Below are 14,599 nucleotides of genomic sequence, written 5' to 3' on the forward strand. Positions count from 1 at the left end.
ACGAAAATCTTGAGCTTTCGCATAATATCGAATTATGTTTTATCTACGGGCTTAGGAGATCATCAACAATGTCAGCAGATCACCCACATTATGACGTCGTGGTCGTAGGCGGCGGCATAAACGGTACCGGAATCGCCATGGATGCCGCCGGGCGCGGTTTGAAGGTTCTGTTGTGCGAAATGAATGATCTCGCTTCTGCTACTTCCTCTAACAGCAGTAAGCTTATCCACGGCGGGCTCCGTTATTTGGAGCATTACGAGTTTCGACTGGTTCAAAAGGCGTTGGCTGAACGGGAGTCACTTCTGCGAAACTCGCCTCACATCATGCGGCCGATGAGATTCCGCTTACCGCATCGCTCTCATTTGCGCCCGGCCTGGATGATTCGCACCGGCCTATTTCTCTACGACCACTTGGCCAAGCGTGAAATGCTGCCAGGCTCGCGCTCGATCCGCTTTGACGACTCAGGCCCGCTGAAGCCGGAAATGACCCGCGGATTCGAATATTCCGACGGTTGGGTAGACGATGCACGATTGGTCGTTCTAACAGCTAAAAAGGCGGAACAGGCCGGTGCAACCATCATGACCCGGACCAAGTGCGTAAGTGCCAAGCGTGGACGTGACCAGTGGCAAGTTACGCTTAGAGACACCAACACAAGCGCGGAACAGGTTATCGCCGCCAAAGCGATCGTTAATGCCTCTGGGCCTTGGGTTAGCGCACTTTTCGGAGAGACGCTATCCATGCCAGCCCCGAAGATGATTCGTATGGTTAAGGGCAGCCACATTGTTGTACCCCGCCTTAATCAGGAAGAAGAAGCCTACATCCTGCAAAATGAGGACGAGCGAATCGTCTTTGTGATTCCTTATGAGGACAACTTTTCGCTGGTGGGTACCACCGACGTTGAATACGAAGGTGATCCTTCAAAAGCAAAAATCTCACCGGAAGAAACCACCTATTTACTGGATATCGTAAACGATCACTTCAAGAGGCAGCTGCAACCCTCTGACGTTGTTTGGTCCTATTCCGGTGTTCGCCCTCTGATGGACGGCGAAGAAGAAAACGCACAGAAAGCTTCACGGGACTACACCTTTGAAGTCAGCGATGAAAAAGGCCAGGCCCCTCTGATCTCGGTATTCGGCGGCAAGATCACCACCTACCGTAAGCTTGCGGAAGTGGCTACTGACAAGCTTTGTAACTTCTTCAAGGGTTCAGGCGGTCACTGGACTAAAACGGCGGCGCTTCCGGGCGGAGATTTCGACAACCAACCGAACCTTGCCGCGTCGCTGAAACAGTCCTACCCCTGGCTTCCAGACAACCTTATTAGTCGGTACGTGCGGACCTACGGCACCTTATCGCATGACATTCTGAGCGGTTGCACATCGATGAGCGATCTTGGCCAACACTTTTTAGGCACACTTTATGAACGAGAGGTTAACTACTTGGTCCGCAACGAGTGGGCCATGACCTCAGAAGACATTCTTTGGCGCCGTACCAAACAAGGGCTTTATGCCACAGACAATGAGGCTGAGGTATTGGACCAGTATCTCGCTAATCTATCGGAGGGTACGCGAGTTACGGTCGACCATTAAGAATGAAGGGGGCATGGAACGCCCCCAAATTGCTTGTTTGATTCCGAATAATAAAACCAACTATTCAGAGGCAAGTACATGACCATCCGAATTGCAATCAATGGGTTCGGCCGCATTGGCCGCAATACTCTTCGCGCACTCTACGAAAACAACTACCGCAAACACATTCAGGTTGTCGCCATTAACGATCTGGCCGACGCCGAAACAAACGCCCACTTGCTCAAGTACGACAGTGTTCACGGACGCTTTTCTGCGGAGGTCAGCCATGACGCTGACTCATTAACGGTTAACGGTGACCGCATCAGAATTACCGCCATCCGCAATCCGGCCGACCTGCCCTGGAAAGAGCTCGACGTTGATGTTGTGCTGGAATGTACGGGCCTGTTCACCAAGCGCGAAAAAGCCGCAGACCATATAAAGGCAGGTGCTCGCAAAGTAATCCTCTCTGCACCAAGCGCCGACGCCGACGCTATGGTCGTATATGGTGTTAACCACCACACCCTTAGCGCTGACCACCAGATCATTTCGAATGCCTCCTGCACAACAAACTGCTTGGCACCCGTGGCAGAAGCGCTGCACAAAGGCATCGGCATTGAAAGTGGTTTAATGACGACGATTCACTCCTACACCAATGATCAACACCTCACGGACGTATACCACCCTGACCTTTACCGGGCGCGCTCGGCCACCCAGTCCATGATCCCAACTCAAACTGGTGCAGCTGCCGCCATCGGCAGGATCATACCTGAGCTAAACGGCAAGCTGGACGGGCTGGCGGTTCGAGTACCGACCATCAACGTGTCCCTCGTCGATTTTGGATTCATAGCCAGTCGCGACACGACAGTCGAAGAAATCAACGCCGTCGTGAAAGCCGCCGCTAAAAACAACTTAGTGATGAGTTACTGCGAAGAAAAGCTGGTGAGCGTGGATTTCAACCACGATGCGCATTCGAGCATATTCGACGCCAGCCATACGCGGGTGATTGGCCGCCACGTGAAAGTAATGGCTTGGTACGACAATGAATGGGGCTTTTCGAACCGAATGCTGGATAACACACTGGCGCTCATGAACGCCGCACGGTAACGTAACGACAAGCGAGCATTGCAACAGCGGTATTTTCAACGGGAAATTAACGCAGTTCTTTTACGTGCGCCTATAGGTTTGTTGCTGAAACGACAAAGCAGATCTATAGCGCGCCGTCTTAAGGGGGGTAAAACAAGGAGGGGTTTTCAAGAGGACTTAAAAGAAAAAATGGCGGTGGGCCAGGGATTCGAACCCCGGGAAGGCTATTAACCTTCGCTGGTTTTCAAGACCAGTGCATTCAGCCGCTCTGCCAGCCCACCGCATCGTTCTTGCCGTCATGTCGACAGCGGTGTGCATGATACCGGAATCACCTATGCTGTCAACGGTCTATATCGAAATTCCTAAAATTCTCGAACATTTTCTTTATGTTGTTCATACTTTCATCAACCCCTCCAAGGTGGACGAAGTGTAATGAACTTCTTCGCCGTGTTTATTGTCCTAAATGATTGAAAGTTGCGCATACAACCTTATTATGGGCTTTAGGTTAGAGGGAACAAGCAAGGCGAGATCAGCCTGCCCTCCCCGCCGTTTGATAAATTCGGAGACGAGAATGGATAACAGGCAATACAACGTTCAAAGCCAGGGTGGCATTCAAGTCGCTCGCGGCAGCGCTACGGGCGCCATCAGCCCGGAAGCAACCAAGGTTCTACGCAACACTTACACCCTACTGGCTATGACACTTCTGTTCAGTGCTGTCATGGCGGGTGTTTCCATGAGCGTTGGCTTGAGCCAAGGCGCAAGCCTCGTTTGCAGCTTGGGCGCACTGGCACTGGTATGGCTTGTTCTTCCGAGAACAGCCAACAGCGCAGCTGGCATTGGTGTCGTTTTCGCCTTCACAGGACTCTTAGGCCTTTCACTTGGCCCGATTCTGATGCACTACCTTCAGTTTGCTAACGGCAGCCAGATCGTTATGCAGGCACTGGGCGGCACCGCTGTTGTCTTTTTGGGGCTGTCAGGCTACGTGCTGACCACCAAGAAAGACTTCAGCTTCATGCGCGGCATGCTGGTCGCAGGCATGATGGTGGTTATCGTTGGTATGCTTGGCGCCTTTGTCGCCAGCTTGTTCGGCGTTCAGGTAACTGCTTTTAGTCTGGCGATGAGCGCAGCTATCGTATTCCTGATGTCTGGCTTCATCCTTTACGATACCAGCCGTATCGTAAACGGTGGTGAAACCAACTACATCATGGCAACAACCGGGCTGTACCTGAACATTTACAACCTGTTCGTCAGCTTGTTGCACCTGATTGGCGCCTTCACTGGCGAAGACTGATTCAGCAAACTGAACCAGCCTACAGAAACCCCGGCGCTTTGCCGGGGTTTCTGCTTTAGGTACACTCATAACCTGCATCTACCCACTACCAGAACTCTGACACATGCCGAATTCGATTGCTTATACGCTGGTTATCACAGGCGCCCCATGGACCACTCAGGCACCGCAAACCGCCTTGATGTTCGCGAGAGCAGCCCTCTCGGCCGGGCACAGAATCGACCGCGTATTCCTCTACGGAGAAGGTGTGCACCTCGCCTCCAACCTGAGCTCTCCCCCCTCCGATGAAATGCACTGGCCGCACGAGTGGGCACTCTTCCTCGAGGAATATGGGATACCCGCTGCTGCCTGCATTGCCTCTGCCTTGCGCCGGGGCCTTGTGGACGAAACAGAACAGGCTCGCTACGAACTGTCCGCCAACAATCTTCGCTCACCGTTCGAGATTGCTGGGCTGGGTGAATGGGTAGAAGGCAACCTGACCTCCAATCAAACCATCTACTTCCATGGGGGAAGCTGACGTGACCACTCTTATCGTGATCGATCAGGCACCCTATGGCTCTTGGGTGGGACGGGAAGCGCTGGATATGGCCTTTTCGCTAGCCGCTTTTGATCAGCCTGCGGCGATGCTGTTCACGGGTGCAGGTGTTAATTGGCTCCGTAAAGGTCAGCAACCTAGCGGTGTAGGCCAGAAGTCTGCAGAAAAAAATCTGTCTGCCGCTCCCCTGTTCGGAATAGAAGCATTGATTGCCGACAAGCACGCCTGCCAGCACTATGGAATGGATGAAGCGGCAATGCTGTCCGGCGTGGAACTTTCAGATAACATTCAAGACGTATTGAGCAGCCACAACCAAGTGGTATTCGCAGGCTAAGGAGCAGAGATTATGACTGGCAACGCATCGAGCCACCCTACGCTCCATATTTTGAACAAATCTCCTGAGCACCCAAGGTACAACACCTGCATGCAGGTGCTGGTTCCCGCGGACACCTTGGTGTTGATCGAAAACGGCGTACTTGCGGCTGCTGGCACCCAGCCGGAGCCCCCTTGCCAAGTCTTTGCTCTTGCAGCAGACATTGAAGCCAGAGCGCTCGAGAGCACATGCGGAGACATCAAAACGATCGATTACGATGGGCTGGTGCAGCTAACGGCAAATCACGAAAAGATAATCAGTTGGTAAACATGAGCAACTCAAATCTACCCGAAAGAAATAACGAAGGTTTTCTGGAAGACGCTACCGACTGGACGCCCAAGGCTGCGACTACGATCGCAGCCGAAGACGACATCACCCTCAACGAAAATCACTGGGAAATCATAGAGTTTCTGAGGGAATTTTACAGCGCACATGAAATGTCACCACCCTCGAACCGGCTTTTCGTGAAGGCCGTAAAGGACGCACTGGGCGAAGAGAAAGGAAACAGCATTTACTTGATGAAGCTGTTTCCGGGCACTCCAGCAAAAACCGCCTGCAAAATAGCCGGCTTACCTAGACCCACAAACTGCCTATGAGCGGTGCTGGCGCTCGCCGGTGCCGGACTTACCTTCATCCTCATTAGCTTCGGACTTCTGGCCGTCAGCAACTCCACCTAAAAAGCTGCTTAAGCCATTCTCAAACAAGCCGGAGCCAAACTTTATAACTTGCCTGGCTGGTTCCTTGGTCGCTCCTTCCCATGCACTTTGAGGGGCTTTACGGGCTGCATCCATCACGCCCTTGTGCACTCCTCGCGTGACTCGGGGCTCAATCTCTTCCAATGCGTCAATAAGCTCTTGCACCTTTTGCGACAGCCAAGGGCGCACGATCACGTACCAGAAACCAGCTAAAACGCACACCACGGCGACAACCGTGACGAATACCTGAATAGCAACCTGTACCCATATCGACATAATTAAACTTCCTGCCTTAGATACTAAAGGAGATCATGGGCAAATACGTCGCCCCCAACAACTGAACGAACCCTGCCCCAGCGCCGAAAATGCCGCCAACAACCATCAGTTGGAGCTCTTCTTCACGAAATGCCGGACGTAAGATGTCCTGAAACTCTTCGGGCTTCAATGCTTTCATTTGCTCAGAGAGCACCGCTGCCACAGCCGGGGCTCGCTCCTTTTTAAACGCTGGGTCGGCAAAGACATCCTTCGTAGCAATGACGGCCTTATCATTCATAACACGCTTCAAATCGGTATAGCCTGCCATCCCCACGCTGACCTGAGCCGCCACTTTCAATACCAGAGATTCGTCCAGCATCGGCCGAAGATGTTTTTGAATGATTGCACGGGTTCGACCTGCCTGATCACCGTTAACCATGGCATTGGCTACTTGTTCGATGGTGATCAACTCTTCAGCCACCAAGCGCGCCCACACATCACTGATCTCATCCTGACGGCGCAGAAACACCCCCTGAATCTTCCAGAACAAGAATCGGCGCGGACGCAGTGGTGAAAAGATGAAGTTAATCGCAAGCCAGTTGGTTATAAAGCCGATCAAGAAGCCACCCACGGGCAAGGCCCATGGTTCCGGATACCGGACCCAAAGCGGCACCAAAGCGGCACCAAGCATCCCGCCAATCACCCCACCCCGATTCACCACCGACCTCAACTCAACTGCGCCCGCTTCTTTAAATATCCGGTTCATCAAGTCCGGGTGTGCTTGCAACTGCCGGCTTAATAAAGCTTTCAGATCAACAAGGCCGTCCAGATCATCGCCAATGTCATCAACCAACTCTTCAATCCGAGAAGGCAGCTGTTGACGGGCCCACTGATAAATTCTGGAACGTACGAAAAGCGGTAGGTTGTCCCATAGAACGGGCTGAACTTCATACATCATTGAGTCGATGTATTCGTCTAGTCTCGGAGAAACCAGATTAACCACATGCTCAACAATCTTGTGCGGCTCCAGCTTCTGATAGACTGAGTTCAAATCACCGAACTGCTGGAGCGTTTGATCGATACAAATGTGGGCCATTTTTTCCGCTTTGCGCGGTATCACGCCCTGCCAACCGAAGGGGCCAACCCCCACAAACTGAACGGGATAGAACGACATTTGTATGGCGAGCCAATTGGTGAACCACCCGACAAATGCAGCCACTACAGGCACCAATAGAAGAAAGTAATCAGACAAGCGTGACCCCAAGCATCATCCCCGCTGCACCGCGGGTTATTGTTCGTGTGAACCGGCAAAATACCGCACTAAACATCCATTTATATGACAAATGATGAAGCAATTGGGCAAGGGTCACATTGGCCGCATTGCCAGCGGTAAGAGGTGATACCGGCAGGCGGCGTCTAATACCACCACCTGCCCAAGGCGGGAAACGCAATTACGTGTGGCGGGTCTTACTGGTAATAAGCGTTTTCGGTTTGCGTGTGATCTGTTACGTCACGAACGGCTGTGATCTCTGGCACACGCTCTTTCAGCGTTTTCTCGACGCCCTGCTTGAGAGTCAGACTGACCGCAGAGCAGCCCTGACAACCGCCACCAAATTTCAGCACCGCCACTGACTCTTCAACGATTTCAACCAACGACACGTCACCGCCGTGGGCCGCAAGGTTCGGATTGATCTCAGACGCCAGCACGTACTGAACACGCTCCGGCAACGGTGCATCGTCAGAAACCTGAGGGACTTTCGCGTTCGGCGCTTTAATGGTCAGCTGGCCGCCCATCTGATCTTTCGAATAATCGACGAAAGCATCTTCCAGAAACGGTACGGAGTTGTGGTCCAGATAAAGCATGAACTTTTCCAAGTCTTTGGCTTCATCCGTCGGCACCACCTCATTTGGCGGGCAATAAGCCAGACACGTTTCCGCATTTCGTGTACCCGGCTGGGTTACAAAAATGCGAACCCCCATGCCTTCAACATCCTGCTTTTCTATCAAGCTTGCGAGATAATCTCGTGCGGAATCTGTCACAGTTACCACGGCCATGCTTCCTACCTGTTTTCAAATGTAGCTTCCATTTTAAGAGAGTTGGCTCAAAGTTGAAAGACCAAGTAAAACAGTCAGGCATTCTACACGTAACTAATTTCCCTTATTCACACCCTTCTCCCTCCTAATTTTCAGTCACTTGATAATGATCATCTGTACTAAGACCTTCTGTTGCATTTTTGCTATGATCCCGCGGCACGACATTTACTAGATGTTATTCATGACCCCGGAAGATTTACCTATGACCGATCGCAGCAGCCGTCTGGAACAGCTCCATCTCGCCCTTAAAGAACGTATTCTGGTTCTCGATGGCGCCATGGGTACCATGATCCAGAACCAGAAACTGGACGAAGCCGACTTTCGAGGCGATCGGTTTAAAGATTTTGCCAACGATGTTCAGGGCAACAACGACCTGTTGAATCTGACCCAACCCGCCCTGCTCCGCAATATTCACGCGGAATATCTGGACGCTGGCGCAGACATCATCGAGACCAACACCTTCAACTCAACGCAACTTTCTCAAGCCGATTACGGCATGGAGTCGCTCGCCCGCGAACTCAACGTAGAAGCGGCCAAGATTGCGCGTAAAATTGCTGACGAATACACGGTAAAAACTCCAAATAAGCCACGCTTTGTGGCTGGCGCAGTGGGCCCCACGTCCCGCACAGCATCACTATCACCCGATGTAAACAACCCGGGCTTTCGCAACGTCGACTTCCAGATCCTGGTCGATAACTATTACGAGGCAGTGTCCGGCTTGGTTGAAGGCGGATCAGACATTATCCTGATCGAAACCATCTTCGACACCTTGAACGCCAAGGCAGCGATCTACGCCACTCAGCAGTTCTTTGAAGATAGCGGCATCGAGCTGCCGATCATGATTTCCGGCACCATTACCGATGCCTCTGGTCGAACCTTGTCAGGCCAAACCACCGAAGCCTTCTACAATTCCATCGCGCACGCCAAACCAATTTCTGTCGGCCTTAACTGTGCATTGGGTGCAGACGCGTTGCGCCCCTACGTAGAAGAGCTGGCCAACAAAGCCGAAACCTACGTATCCGCCCACCCCAATGCGGGCCTGCCCAATGAGTTTGGCGAATACGACCAAACCCCGGAAGAGATGGCAGACATCATCGAAGGATTTGCCCGCGACGGCTTCCTGAACATCATTGGTGGCTGCTGCGGCTCACAACCTGAGCATATCGAAGCCATTGTAAATGCGGTTTCAAAATACCCGCCGCGGAAGATACCAGACCGCCCGAAGGCTTTGCGCCTATCCGGCCTTGAGCCCTTTACCGGTGATGAAAACACGTTGTTCATCAACGTGGGTGAGCGTACCAACGTTACCGGCTCCAAGCGGTTCCTGCGCTTGATCAAAGAAGAGCAATACGAAGAAGCGTTAAGCGTTGCCCGCGACCAGGTTGAGAACGGTGCCCAGATCATCGACATCAACATGGACGAAGGCATGTTGGATTCGAAGGAAGTGATGGTCACTTTCTTGAATCTGGTGGCCTCGGAGCCCGATATCTCACGAGTGCCCATCATGATCGACTCCTCCAAGTGGGACGTCATTGAAGCAGGCCTGCGCTGCATTCAGGGCAAAGCGGTGGTCAACTCCATCAGCTTGAAAGAAGGCGAAGAAAAGTTCATCAAACAAGCCCGTGACTGTATGCGCTACGGCGCTGCAGTTGTAGTGATGGCCTTCGACGAGGACGGTCAGGCCGATACCTTTGAGCGGAAAACCGAAATCTGTAAGCGCTCCTACGACATTCTGGTGGACATAGGTTTCAATCCGGGCGACATCATTTTCGACCCCAACATTTTTGCCATCGCAACCGGTATCGAAGAGCACAACAATTACGCCGTGGACTTCATTAACGCCACGCGCTGGATTCGAGAGAATCTGCCCCACGCGTCCATTTCTGGCGGCGTAAGCAACGTTTCGTTCTCTTTCCGGGGTAACGATGCGGTTCGTGAAGCCATCCACTCGGTGTTCCTGTACCACGCGATCAAAGCCGGCATGAACATGGGCATCGTCAATCCCGGTCAGCTGGTGATTTACGACGAAATCGAGCCTGACTTGAAGGAACTCGTAGAAGACGTTGTTCTTAACCGCCGGGACGATTCCACCGACCGATTGCTCGAAGCCGCAGAGAAGTTCAAAAGCAAAGGTGGTAAGGCGCAAGAAGAAGATCTTTCGTGGCGCGAGCTGCCAGTTCAGAAGCGCCTCGAGCACGCCTTGGTTAAAGGCATCACCAGCTACATCATCGAGGACACCGAAGCCTGCCGCCTTGAGGCCGACCGCCCAATTCACGTCATTGAAGGCCCGCTCATGGATGGCATGAACGTGGTTGGCGATCTGTTTGGCGACGGCAAGATGTTCCTGCCCCAAGTTGTCAAAAGCGCTCGAGTGATGAAGCAAGCCGTGGCCCACCTCATCCCCTTCATTGAAGCGGAAAAGGATGAGAACCAGCAGGCCAAAGGTAAAATACTGATGGCCACGGTAAAAGGAGACGTTCACGATATTGGTAAGAACATCGTCGGCGTGGTTCTTCAGTGCAACAACTACGAAGTGATTGACCTGGGCGTTATGGTGCCCTGCGAAAAGATTCTGGAAACCGCCAAGAAAGAAAACGTAGACATCATCGGCTTGAGCGGCTTGATTACCCCATCCCTCGACGAAATGGTTCACGTAGCTCGCGAAATGCAGCGCTTGGACTTCCATCTGCCGTTGATGATTGGTGGCGCTACTACGTCCAAAGCGCACACTGCAGTCAAAATTGAGCCCCACTATAAAAACGACATTGCCCTGTATGTTTCTGACGCGTCTCGCTGCGTGAACGTTGCCTCGCAACTCCTCAGCAAAACGGCCAAGCCTGCACTGGTTGAGGCCGCACGCAAAGAATACGACGAAGTGCGTGAGCGCCGCAAAAACCGCGGTGATCGTACCAAACTGGTTACACTGAAAGAAGCTCGTGAACGAGCTCCCGAGATTGACTTCGAAAACTATGAGCCGCCACGCCCGGCATTCACCGGTGTTCGCGTATTTGACGATTACGATTTGGCCGAGCTCGTTAATTACATCGACTGGACACCCTTCTTTATCGCTTGGGATATCTCCGGAAAATACCCGGCGATTTTCGATGACCCTAAGCGCGGCGAAGCCGCACGCACCCTGTTTGACGATGCCCAGGTAATCCTCAAGCAGATGATCGAGCAAAAGCGCGTGACGGCAAGGGCCGTGGTCGGTTTCTGGCCAGCCAGTCGTCGCGGAGACGATGTTGTTCTGTTTGCCGATGACTCTCGCACCGAAGAGCTCACTACCCTGCACCACCTGCGCCAACAGGATGACAAAGCCCCCGGCAAGCCGATGATGGCACTCTCGGACTTCGTTGCACCGGAAGACTCCCACAAGGAAGATTATGTCGGCGGGTTTGCGGTTACAACCGGCATTGGTGCTGATGAATTCTCTCGCGAGTTTAAAGACAAGAACGATGACTACAACGCCATCATGGTGCAAGCACTGGCCGACCGCTTGGCTGAGGCATTTGCAGAAAGGATGCACGAACGCGTTCGTAAAGAGTTCTGGGGCTACGCTAACGAAGAGCAGATGGCCAACGAGGATCTGATTAAAGAACGCTACCGAGGCATTCGTCCTGCCCCCGGTTACCCGGCCTGCCCGGATCACACCGAGAAAGGGACACTGTTCAAGCTATTGGAAGCAACAGAAAACATCGACCTTAAACTGACCGAACACTTCGCCATGTTCCCGACCGCCGCTGTCTCTGGTTGGTACTTCGCTCACCCTGAGTCGAAGTATTTCCCGGTCGGTAAAATTGGCGTTGACCAGGTTGAAGACTATGCTGAGCGTAAAGGCATTTCCAAAGCAGAAGCGGAACGGTGGCTGATGCCAAGCTTGGCTTACGATCCTGCGGAATAATTCAGGGACTTCACATGACAGACGTTGCTAAAAACAAAAATAACGACAACGAGAAACCCCGGGGGCCCGGGGTTTTGAAAATTACACAAAGCATTCTTGCCGGTGCGCTGGGCGTACAGTCAAACAAACGCCGGCAAGAAGACTTTTCCAGCCACAGCCCTGCGCCTTATATTATTGCAGGCCTCGTCTTCACTGGGCTATTTGTGGGCGGCCTGATGTTGGTCGTCAATCTGGTACTTTCGGGCCAATAGCGATTTATTGGCCTGACACCCACAGCACGGCAAACCCCACCACAAGAACAACCAAGGCTATTGCGGCCATTGAATCTACGACACTGTCGGAACGTTCTGACTGCTTCATGTGCACCTCATTCGTATAACTCTTTTGTTTTTTATCGGGTTGCTGCTGAAATTAAAGCAGATAACTGACATTCGTCCAGCTCGATGATCGCCCTTATCACCTGAATCGATAAAGATATTTTGAAATAATCGTTTTGAGAATAAAAACTCGCTGGTATCCTTCACATCAGGAATAAGGCGCAATGTAAAATTGCCGCCATAACTATTAGCTTCTGATGTTAGCAGGCAGGACGTTCCACTATGTACGTTTATGATGAACACGACCGAAAAATTGCCGCAGAGCGCGTCGCCCAGTTCAGGGACCAGACCGAGCGCGCCTTGGCAGGTGAACTTTTAGAAGAGGAATTTCTCCCTCTTCGCCTACAGAACGGTCTTTATGTCCAGCGCCTCGCACCTATGCTACGAATCTGTGTGCCCTACGGCATGCTCCGTTCCGAGCAACTGCGCCGTCTGGCCAGAATTACTCGCGATTACGACAAAGGCTACGCCCACGTCACCACGCGTACGAACATACAGCTCAACTGGCCGCGTCTTGAAGACGTACCCGACATTCTCGCCGAGCTGGCCGAAGTTGAAATGCATGCAAACCAGACCAGCGGTAACTGCATTCGAAACACCACAACGGATCAGTTCTCCGGCGTACAAAAAGACGAAATTGCCGACCCGCGCCCTTACTGCGAGATTATCCGTCAGTGGTCAACGTTCCACCCGGAATTTGCGTTTCTGCCTCGTAAATTCAAAATTGCGGTGAACGCTTCCGAACACACCGACCGCGCGGCTATTCAGGTTCACGACATTGGCCTGCAGCTGGTCCGGAACGACCAAGGTGACTTGGGCTTCAAGGTTCACGTGGGCGGCGGCCTGGGCCGTACTCCGATGGTCAGCCCCGTGATTCGTGAGTTCCTTCCGGAAATGGATCTTCTGACCTATCTGGAAGCCGTGGTACGGGTGTATAACCGCTACGGTCGCCGTGACAACAAGTTCAAAGCGCGCATCAAAATTTTGGTAAAGGCCTTGAGCCCGGCCACGTTTGCCGAAAAAGTTGAAGCCGAGTGGGAGCACATTAAAAACTCCCCTACCCGACTGACTCAGAAAGAGATCGACCGAGTTAAGGGTTACTTCACCGAGCCTGCTTATGAAGCCTTGGAAGATGCCACCGAAGAACTGAGTCAGCGTCGATTCGAGAACAAAGAGTTTGACCGTTGGTTAACGCACAACGTCAATGAACACAAAAAGCCGGGCTATGCCATCGTCACACTGACTCTCAAGAAGACCGGCACGCCGCCTGGCGATATGACTGACCGCCAACTTGAGCAGATCGCTGACCTGGCAGACGAATACAGCTTCGGTGAAGCGCGCGCGACCCACGAACAGAACATGGTGCTGGCCGATGTCCGCCAAGATCGTTTGTTCGAGCTTTGGCAAGCCATTACAGGCATGGGCTTTGCCACTGCGAACCTGAACACCCTGACGGACATGATTTGCTGCCCCGGCGGCGACTACTGCGCACTGGCAAACGCTAAGTCGATTCCAGTTGCAGATGCCATTCAGCGCCGGTTCGATGACTTGGATTATCTCTATGATCTGGGCCCCATCGACTTGAACATTTCAGGTTGCATGAACGCCTGTGGCCACCACCATGTAGGCCACATCGGTATCCTGGGTGTCGACAAGAAAGGCGCGGAGTTCTATCAGGTCAGCCTCGGCGGATCATCTCAGCACGACGCCAATATCGGCAAGATTCTTGGGCCGTCGTTTGCTCGGGAAGATATGCCAGACGTGGTTTCCAAGATCATTGATGTGTTCGTTGAGAAACGAACTGAAGAAGAGACTTTCCTCGACACTTATCGCCGGGTTGGTTTGGATCCATTCAAGGAGCGGGTTTATGCCTGATGTTATTGCCGCTGACGGCACTATTCGTAACGACAACTGGGTAGTGGTTGCCCGCCCTGCCGAGGGTGACTCTCTGGACATTCCAGAGGGCCAACCGGCATTGATTCCAGCGGATCTGTGGCTTGCAGGCTATGAGCATTATGCGGGTCGAGCAGACATCGGTGTCTGGTTCGACAGCCATGACGAGCCTGAGCTGCTTGAAGGCAAGGTGAACGAGCTGCAGTTGATTGCGGTGAACTTTCCGCGCTTTGTGGATGGCCGCGGTTACAGCATTGGCCGCCTTCTGCGCCAGAGGTTCGGTTACACAGGCGAAATGCGGGCTATCGGTGATGTGCTGCTAGACCAGCTTCAATTCATGAAACGCTGCGGGTTTGATTCTTATGTGCTTCGCGCCGATAAGGACATTACCAAGGCAGCACGTTGCCTGAACTTCTTCTCTGAAACTTATCAGGCTGCCGTGGATAACGACGTGCCGCTGTTCCGGCGCAGGGCTTCTTAAGCTGCCTACAGACTGTACGAAGTGAGCAGGTGCCAACTATTTGGTTGGCACCTCTACTT

Annotated in this window: 14 protein-coding genes and 1 tRNA gene; 11 read left to right on the forward strand and 4 right to left on the reverse strand. The window is 52.7% G+C overall.

Features of this window, described 5'->3' with window-relative positions:
* Positions 1 to 68 precede the first annotated feature (68 nt).
* Together glpD and gap are read left to right on the forward strand one after the other, a co-directional pair.
* A complete protein-coding gene (gene glpD, locus ACNQ6O_RS07320) occupies positions 69 to 1,586 on the forward strand; it encodes a glycerol-3-phosphate dehydrogenase (protein WP_418052589.1) in 1,518 nt (505 codons plus the stop codon).
* Positions 1,587 to 1,664: 78 nt separating this feature from the next.
* Positions 1,665 to 2,669 carry a type I glyceraldehyde-3-phosphate dehydrogenase gene (gap, locus tag ACNQ6O_RS07325; protein WP_418052590.1) on the forward strand — a complete coding sequence of 335 codons (1,005 nt, stop codon included), beginning with the start codon at positions 1,665 to 1,667 and terminating at the stop codon, positions 2,667 to 2,669.
* 169 nt (positions 2,670 to 2,838) lie between these two features.
* Here the strand turns inward: gap and ACNQ6O_RS07330 are convergent.
* Positions 2,839 to 2,929: transfer RNA gene (locus ACNQ6O_RS07330), tRNA-Ser, on the reverse strand.
* A gap of 290 nt (positions 2,930 to 3,219) precedes the next feature.
* Between ACNQ6O_RS07330 and ACNQ6O_RS07335 the strand changes: the two genes are divergently transcribed.
* The 5 genes from ACNQ6O_RS07335 to ACNQ6O_RS07355 all read left to right on the forward strand — a co-directional run bounded on the left by ACNQ6O_RS07335 (position 3,220) and on the right by ACNQ6O_RS07355 (position 5,440).
* A complete protein-coding gene (locus ACNQ6O_RS07335; RefSeq protein WP_418052591.1) occupies positions 3,220 to 3,939 on the forward strand; it encodes a Bax inhibitor-1/YccA family protein in 720 nt (239 codons plus the stop codon).
* 103 nt (positions 3,940 to 4,042) lie between these two features.
* Entirely contained in the window at positions 4,043 to 4,453 is a 411-nt protein-coding gene (tusD, locus tag ACNQ6O_RS07340; RefSeq protein WP_418052592.1) for a sulfurtransferase complex subunit TusD, read from the forward strand.
* Position 4,454: 1 nt separating this feature from the next.
* Positions 4,455 to 4,805: a DsrE family protein gene (locus tag ACNQ6O_RS07345; RefSeq protein ID WP_418052593.1), complete on the forward strand. Its 351-nt coding sequence runs from the start codon at positions 4,455 to 4,457 to the stop codon at positions 4,803 to 4,805.
* Between the two features lie 12 nt (positions 4,806 to 4,817).
* The gene (gene tusB / locus ACNQ6O_RS07350; protein ID WP_418052594.1) at positions 4,818 to 5,111 is read left to right on the forward strand and encodes a sulfurtransferase complex subunit TusB; all 294 of its coding nucleotides are present in this window, start codon (positions 4,818 to 4,820) and stop codon (positions 5,109 to 5,111) included.
* A 2-nt stretch (positions 5,112 to 5,113) separates the two neighbouring features.
* Positions 5,114 to 5,440: a TusE/DsrC/DsvC family sulfur relay protein gene (locus tag ACNQ6O_RS07355; RefSeq protein ID WP_418052595.1), complete on the forward strand. Its 327-nt coding sequence runs from the start codon at positions 5,114 to 5,116 to the stop codon at positions 5,438 to 5,440.
* Here the strand turns inward: ACNQ6O_RS07355 and ACNQ6O_RS07360 are convergent.
* The 3 genes from ACNQ6O_RS07360 to nfuA all read right to left on the reverse strand — a co-directional run bounded on the left by ACNQ6O_RS07360 (position 5,435) and on the right by nfuA (position 7,849).
* Positions 5,435 to 5,815 carry a hypothetical protein gene (locus ACNQ6O_RS07360; RefSeq protein ID WP_418052596.1) on the reverse strand — a complete coding sequence of 127 codons (381 nt, stop codon included), beginning with the start codon at positions 5,813 to 5,815 and terminating at the stop codon, positions 5,435 to 5,437. The genes ACNQ6O_RS07355 and ACNQ6O_RS07360 overlap by 6 nt on opposite strands.
* Positions 5,816 to 5,831: 16 nt before the next feature.
* On the reverse strand, positions 5,832 to 7,046 hold the full coding sequence (locus tag ACNQ6O_RS07365; RefSeq protein ID WP_418052597.1) for a DUF445 domain-containing protein: 1,215 nt from the start codon (positions 7,044 to 7,046) through the stop codon (positions 5,832 to 5,834).
* A 215-nt stretch (positions 7,047 to 7,261) separates the two neighbouring features.
* Complete coding sequence (nfuA, locus tag ACNQ6O_RS07370; RefSeq protein WP_418052598.1) at positions 7,262 to 7,849, reverse strand: Fe-S biogenesis protein NfuA; 588 nt, start codon at positions 7,847 to 7,849, stop codon at positions 7,262 to 7,264.
* A 241-nt stretch (positions 7,850 to 8,090) separates the two neighbouring features.
* On the opposite strand from nfuA, the gene metH reads away from it, so the two are divergent.
* The 4 genes from metH (at position 8,091) to ACNQ6O_RS07390 (ending at position 14,540) form a co-directional block, all read left to right on the forward strand.
* Complete coding sequence (gene metH / locus ACNQ6O_RS07375) at positions 8,091 to 11,789, forward strand: methionine synthase (protein WP_418052599.1); 3,699 nt, start codon at positions 8,091 to 8,093, stop codon at positions 11,787 to 11,789.
* Between the two features lie 14 nt (positions 11,790 to 11,803).
* Entirely contained in the window at positions 11,804 to 12,040 is a 237-nt protein-coding gene (locus ACNQ6O_RS07380) for a DUF2970 domain-containing protein (protein ID WP_418052600.1), read from the forward strand.
* A gap of 348 nt (positions 12,041 to 12,388) precedes the next feature.
* Positions 12,389 to 14,041: a nitrite/sulfite reductase gene (locus ACNQ6O_RS07385; protein WP_418052601.1), complete on the forward strand. Its 1,653-nt coding sequence runs from the start codon at positions 12,389 to 12,391 to the stop codon at positions 14,039 to 14,041.
* Positions 14,034 to 14,540 (forward strand): DUF934 domain-containing protein, encoded by a 507-nt coding sequence (locus tag ACNQ6O_RS07390; RefSeq protein ID WP_418052602.1) that lies wholly within the window; start codon positions 14,034 to 14,036, stop codon positions 14,538 to 14,540. The genes ACNQ6O_RS07385 and ACNQ6O_RS07390 overlap by 8 nt, the downstream gene beginning before the upstream one ends.
* Positions 14,541 to 14,599: the final 59 nt, after the last annotated feature.

It is taken from the genome of Marinobacter sp. SBS5, from assembly GCF_048285575.1.
GTDB lineage: Bacteria > Pseudomonadota > Gammaproteobacteria > Pseudomonadales > Oleiphilaceae > Marinobacter.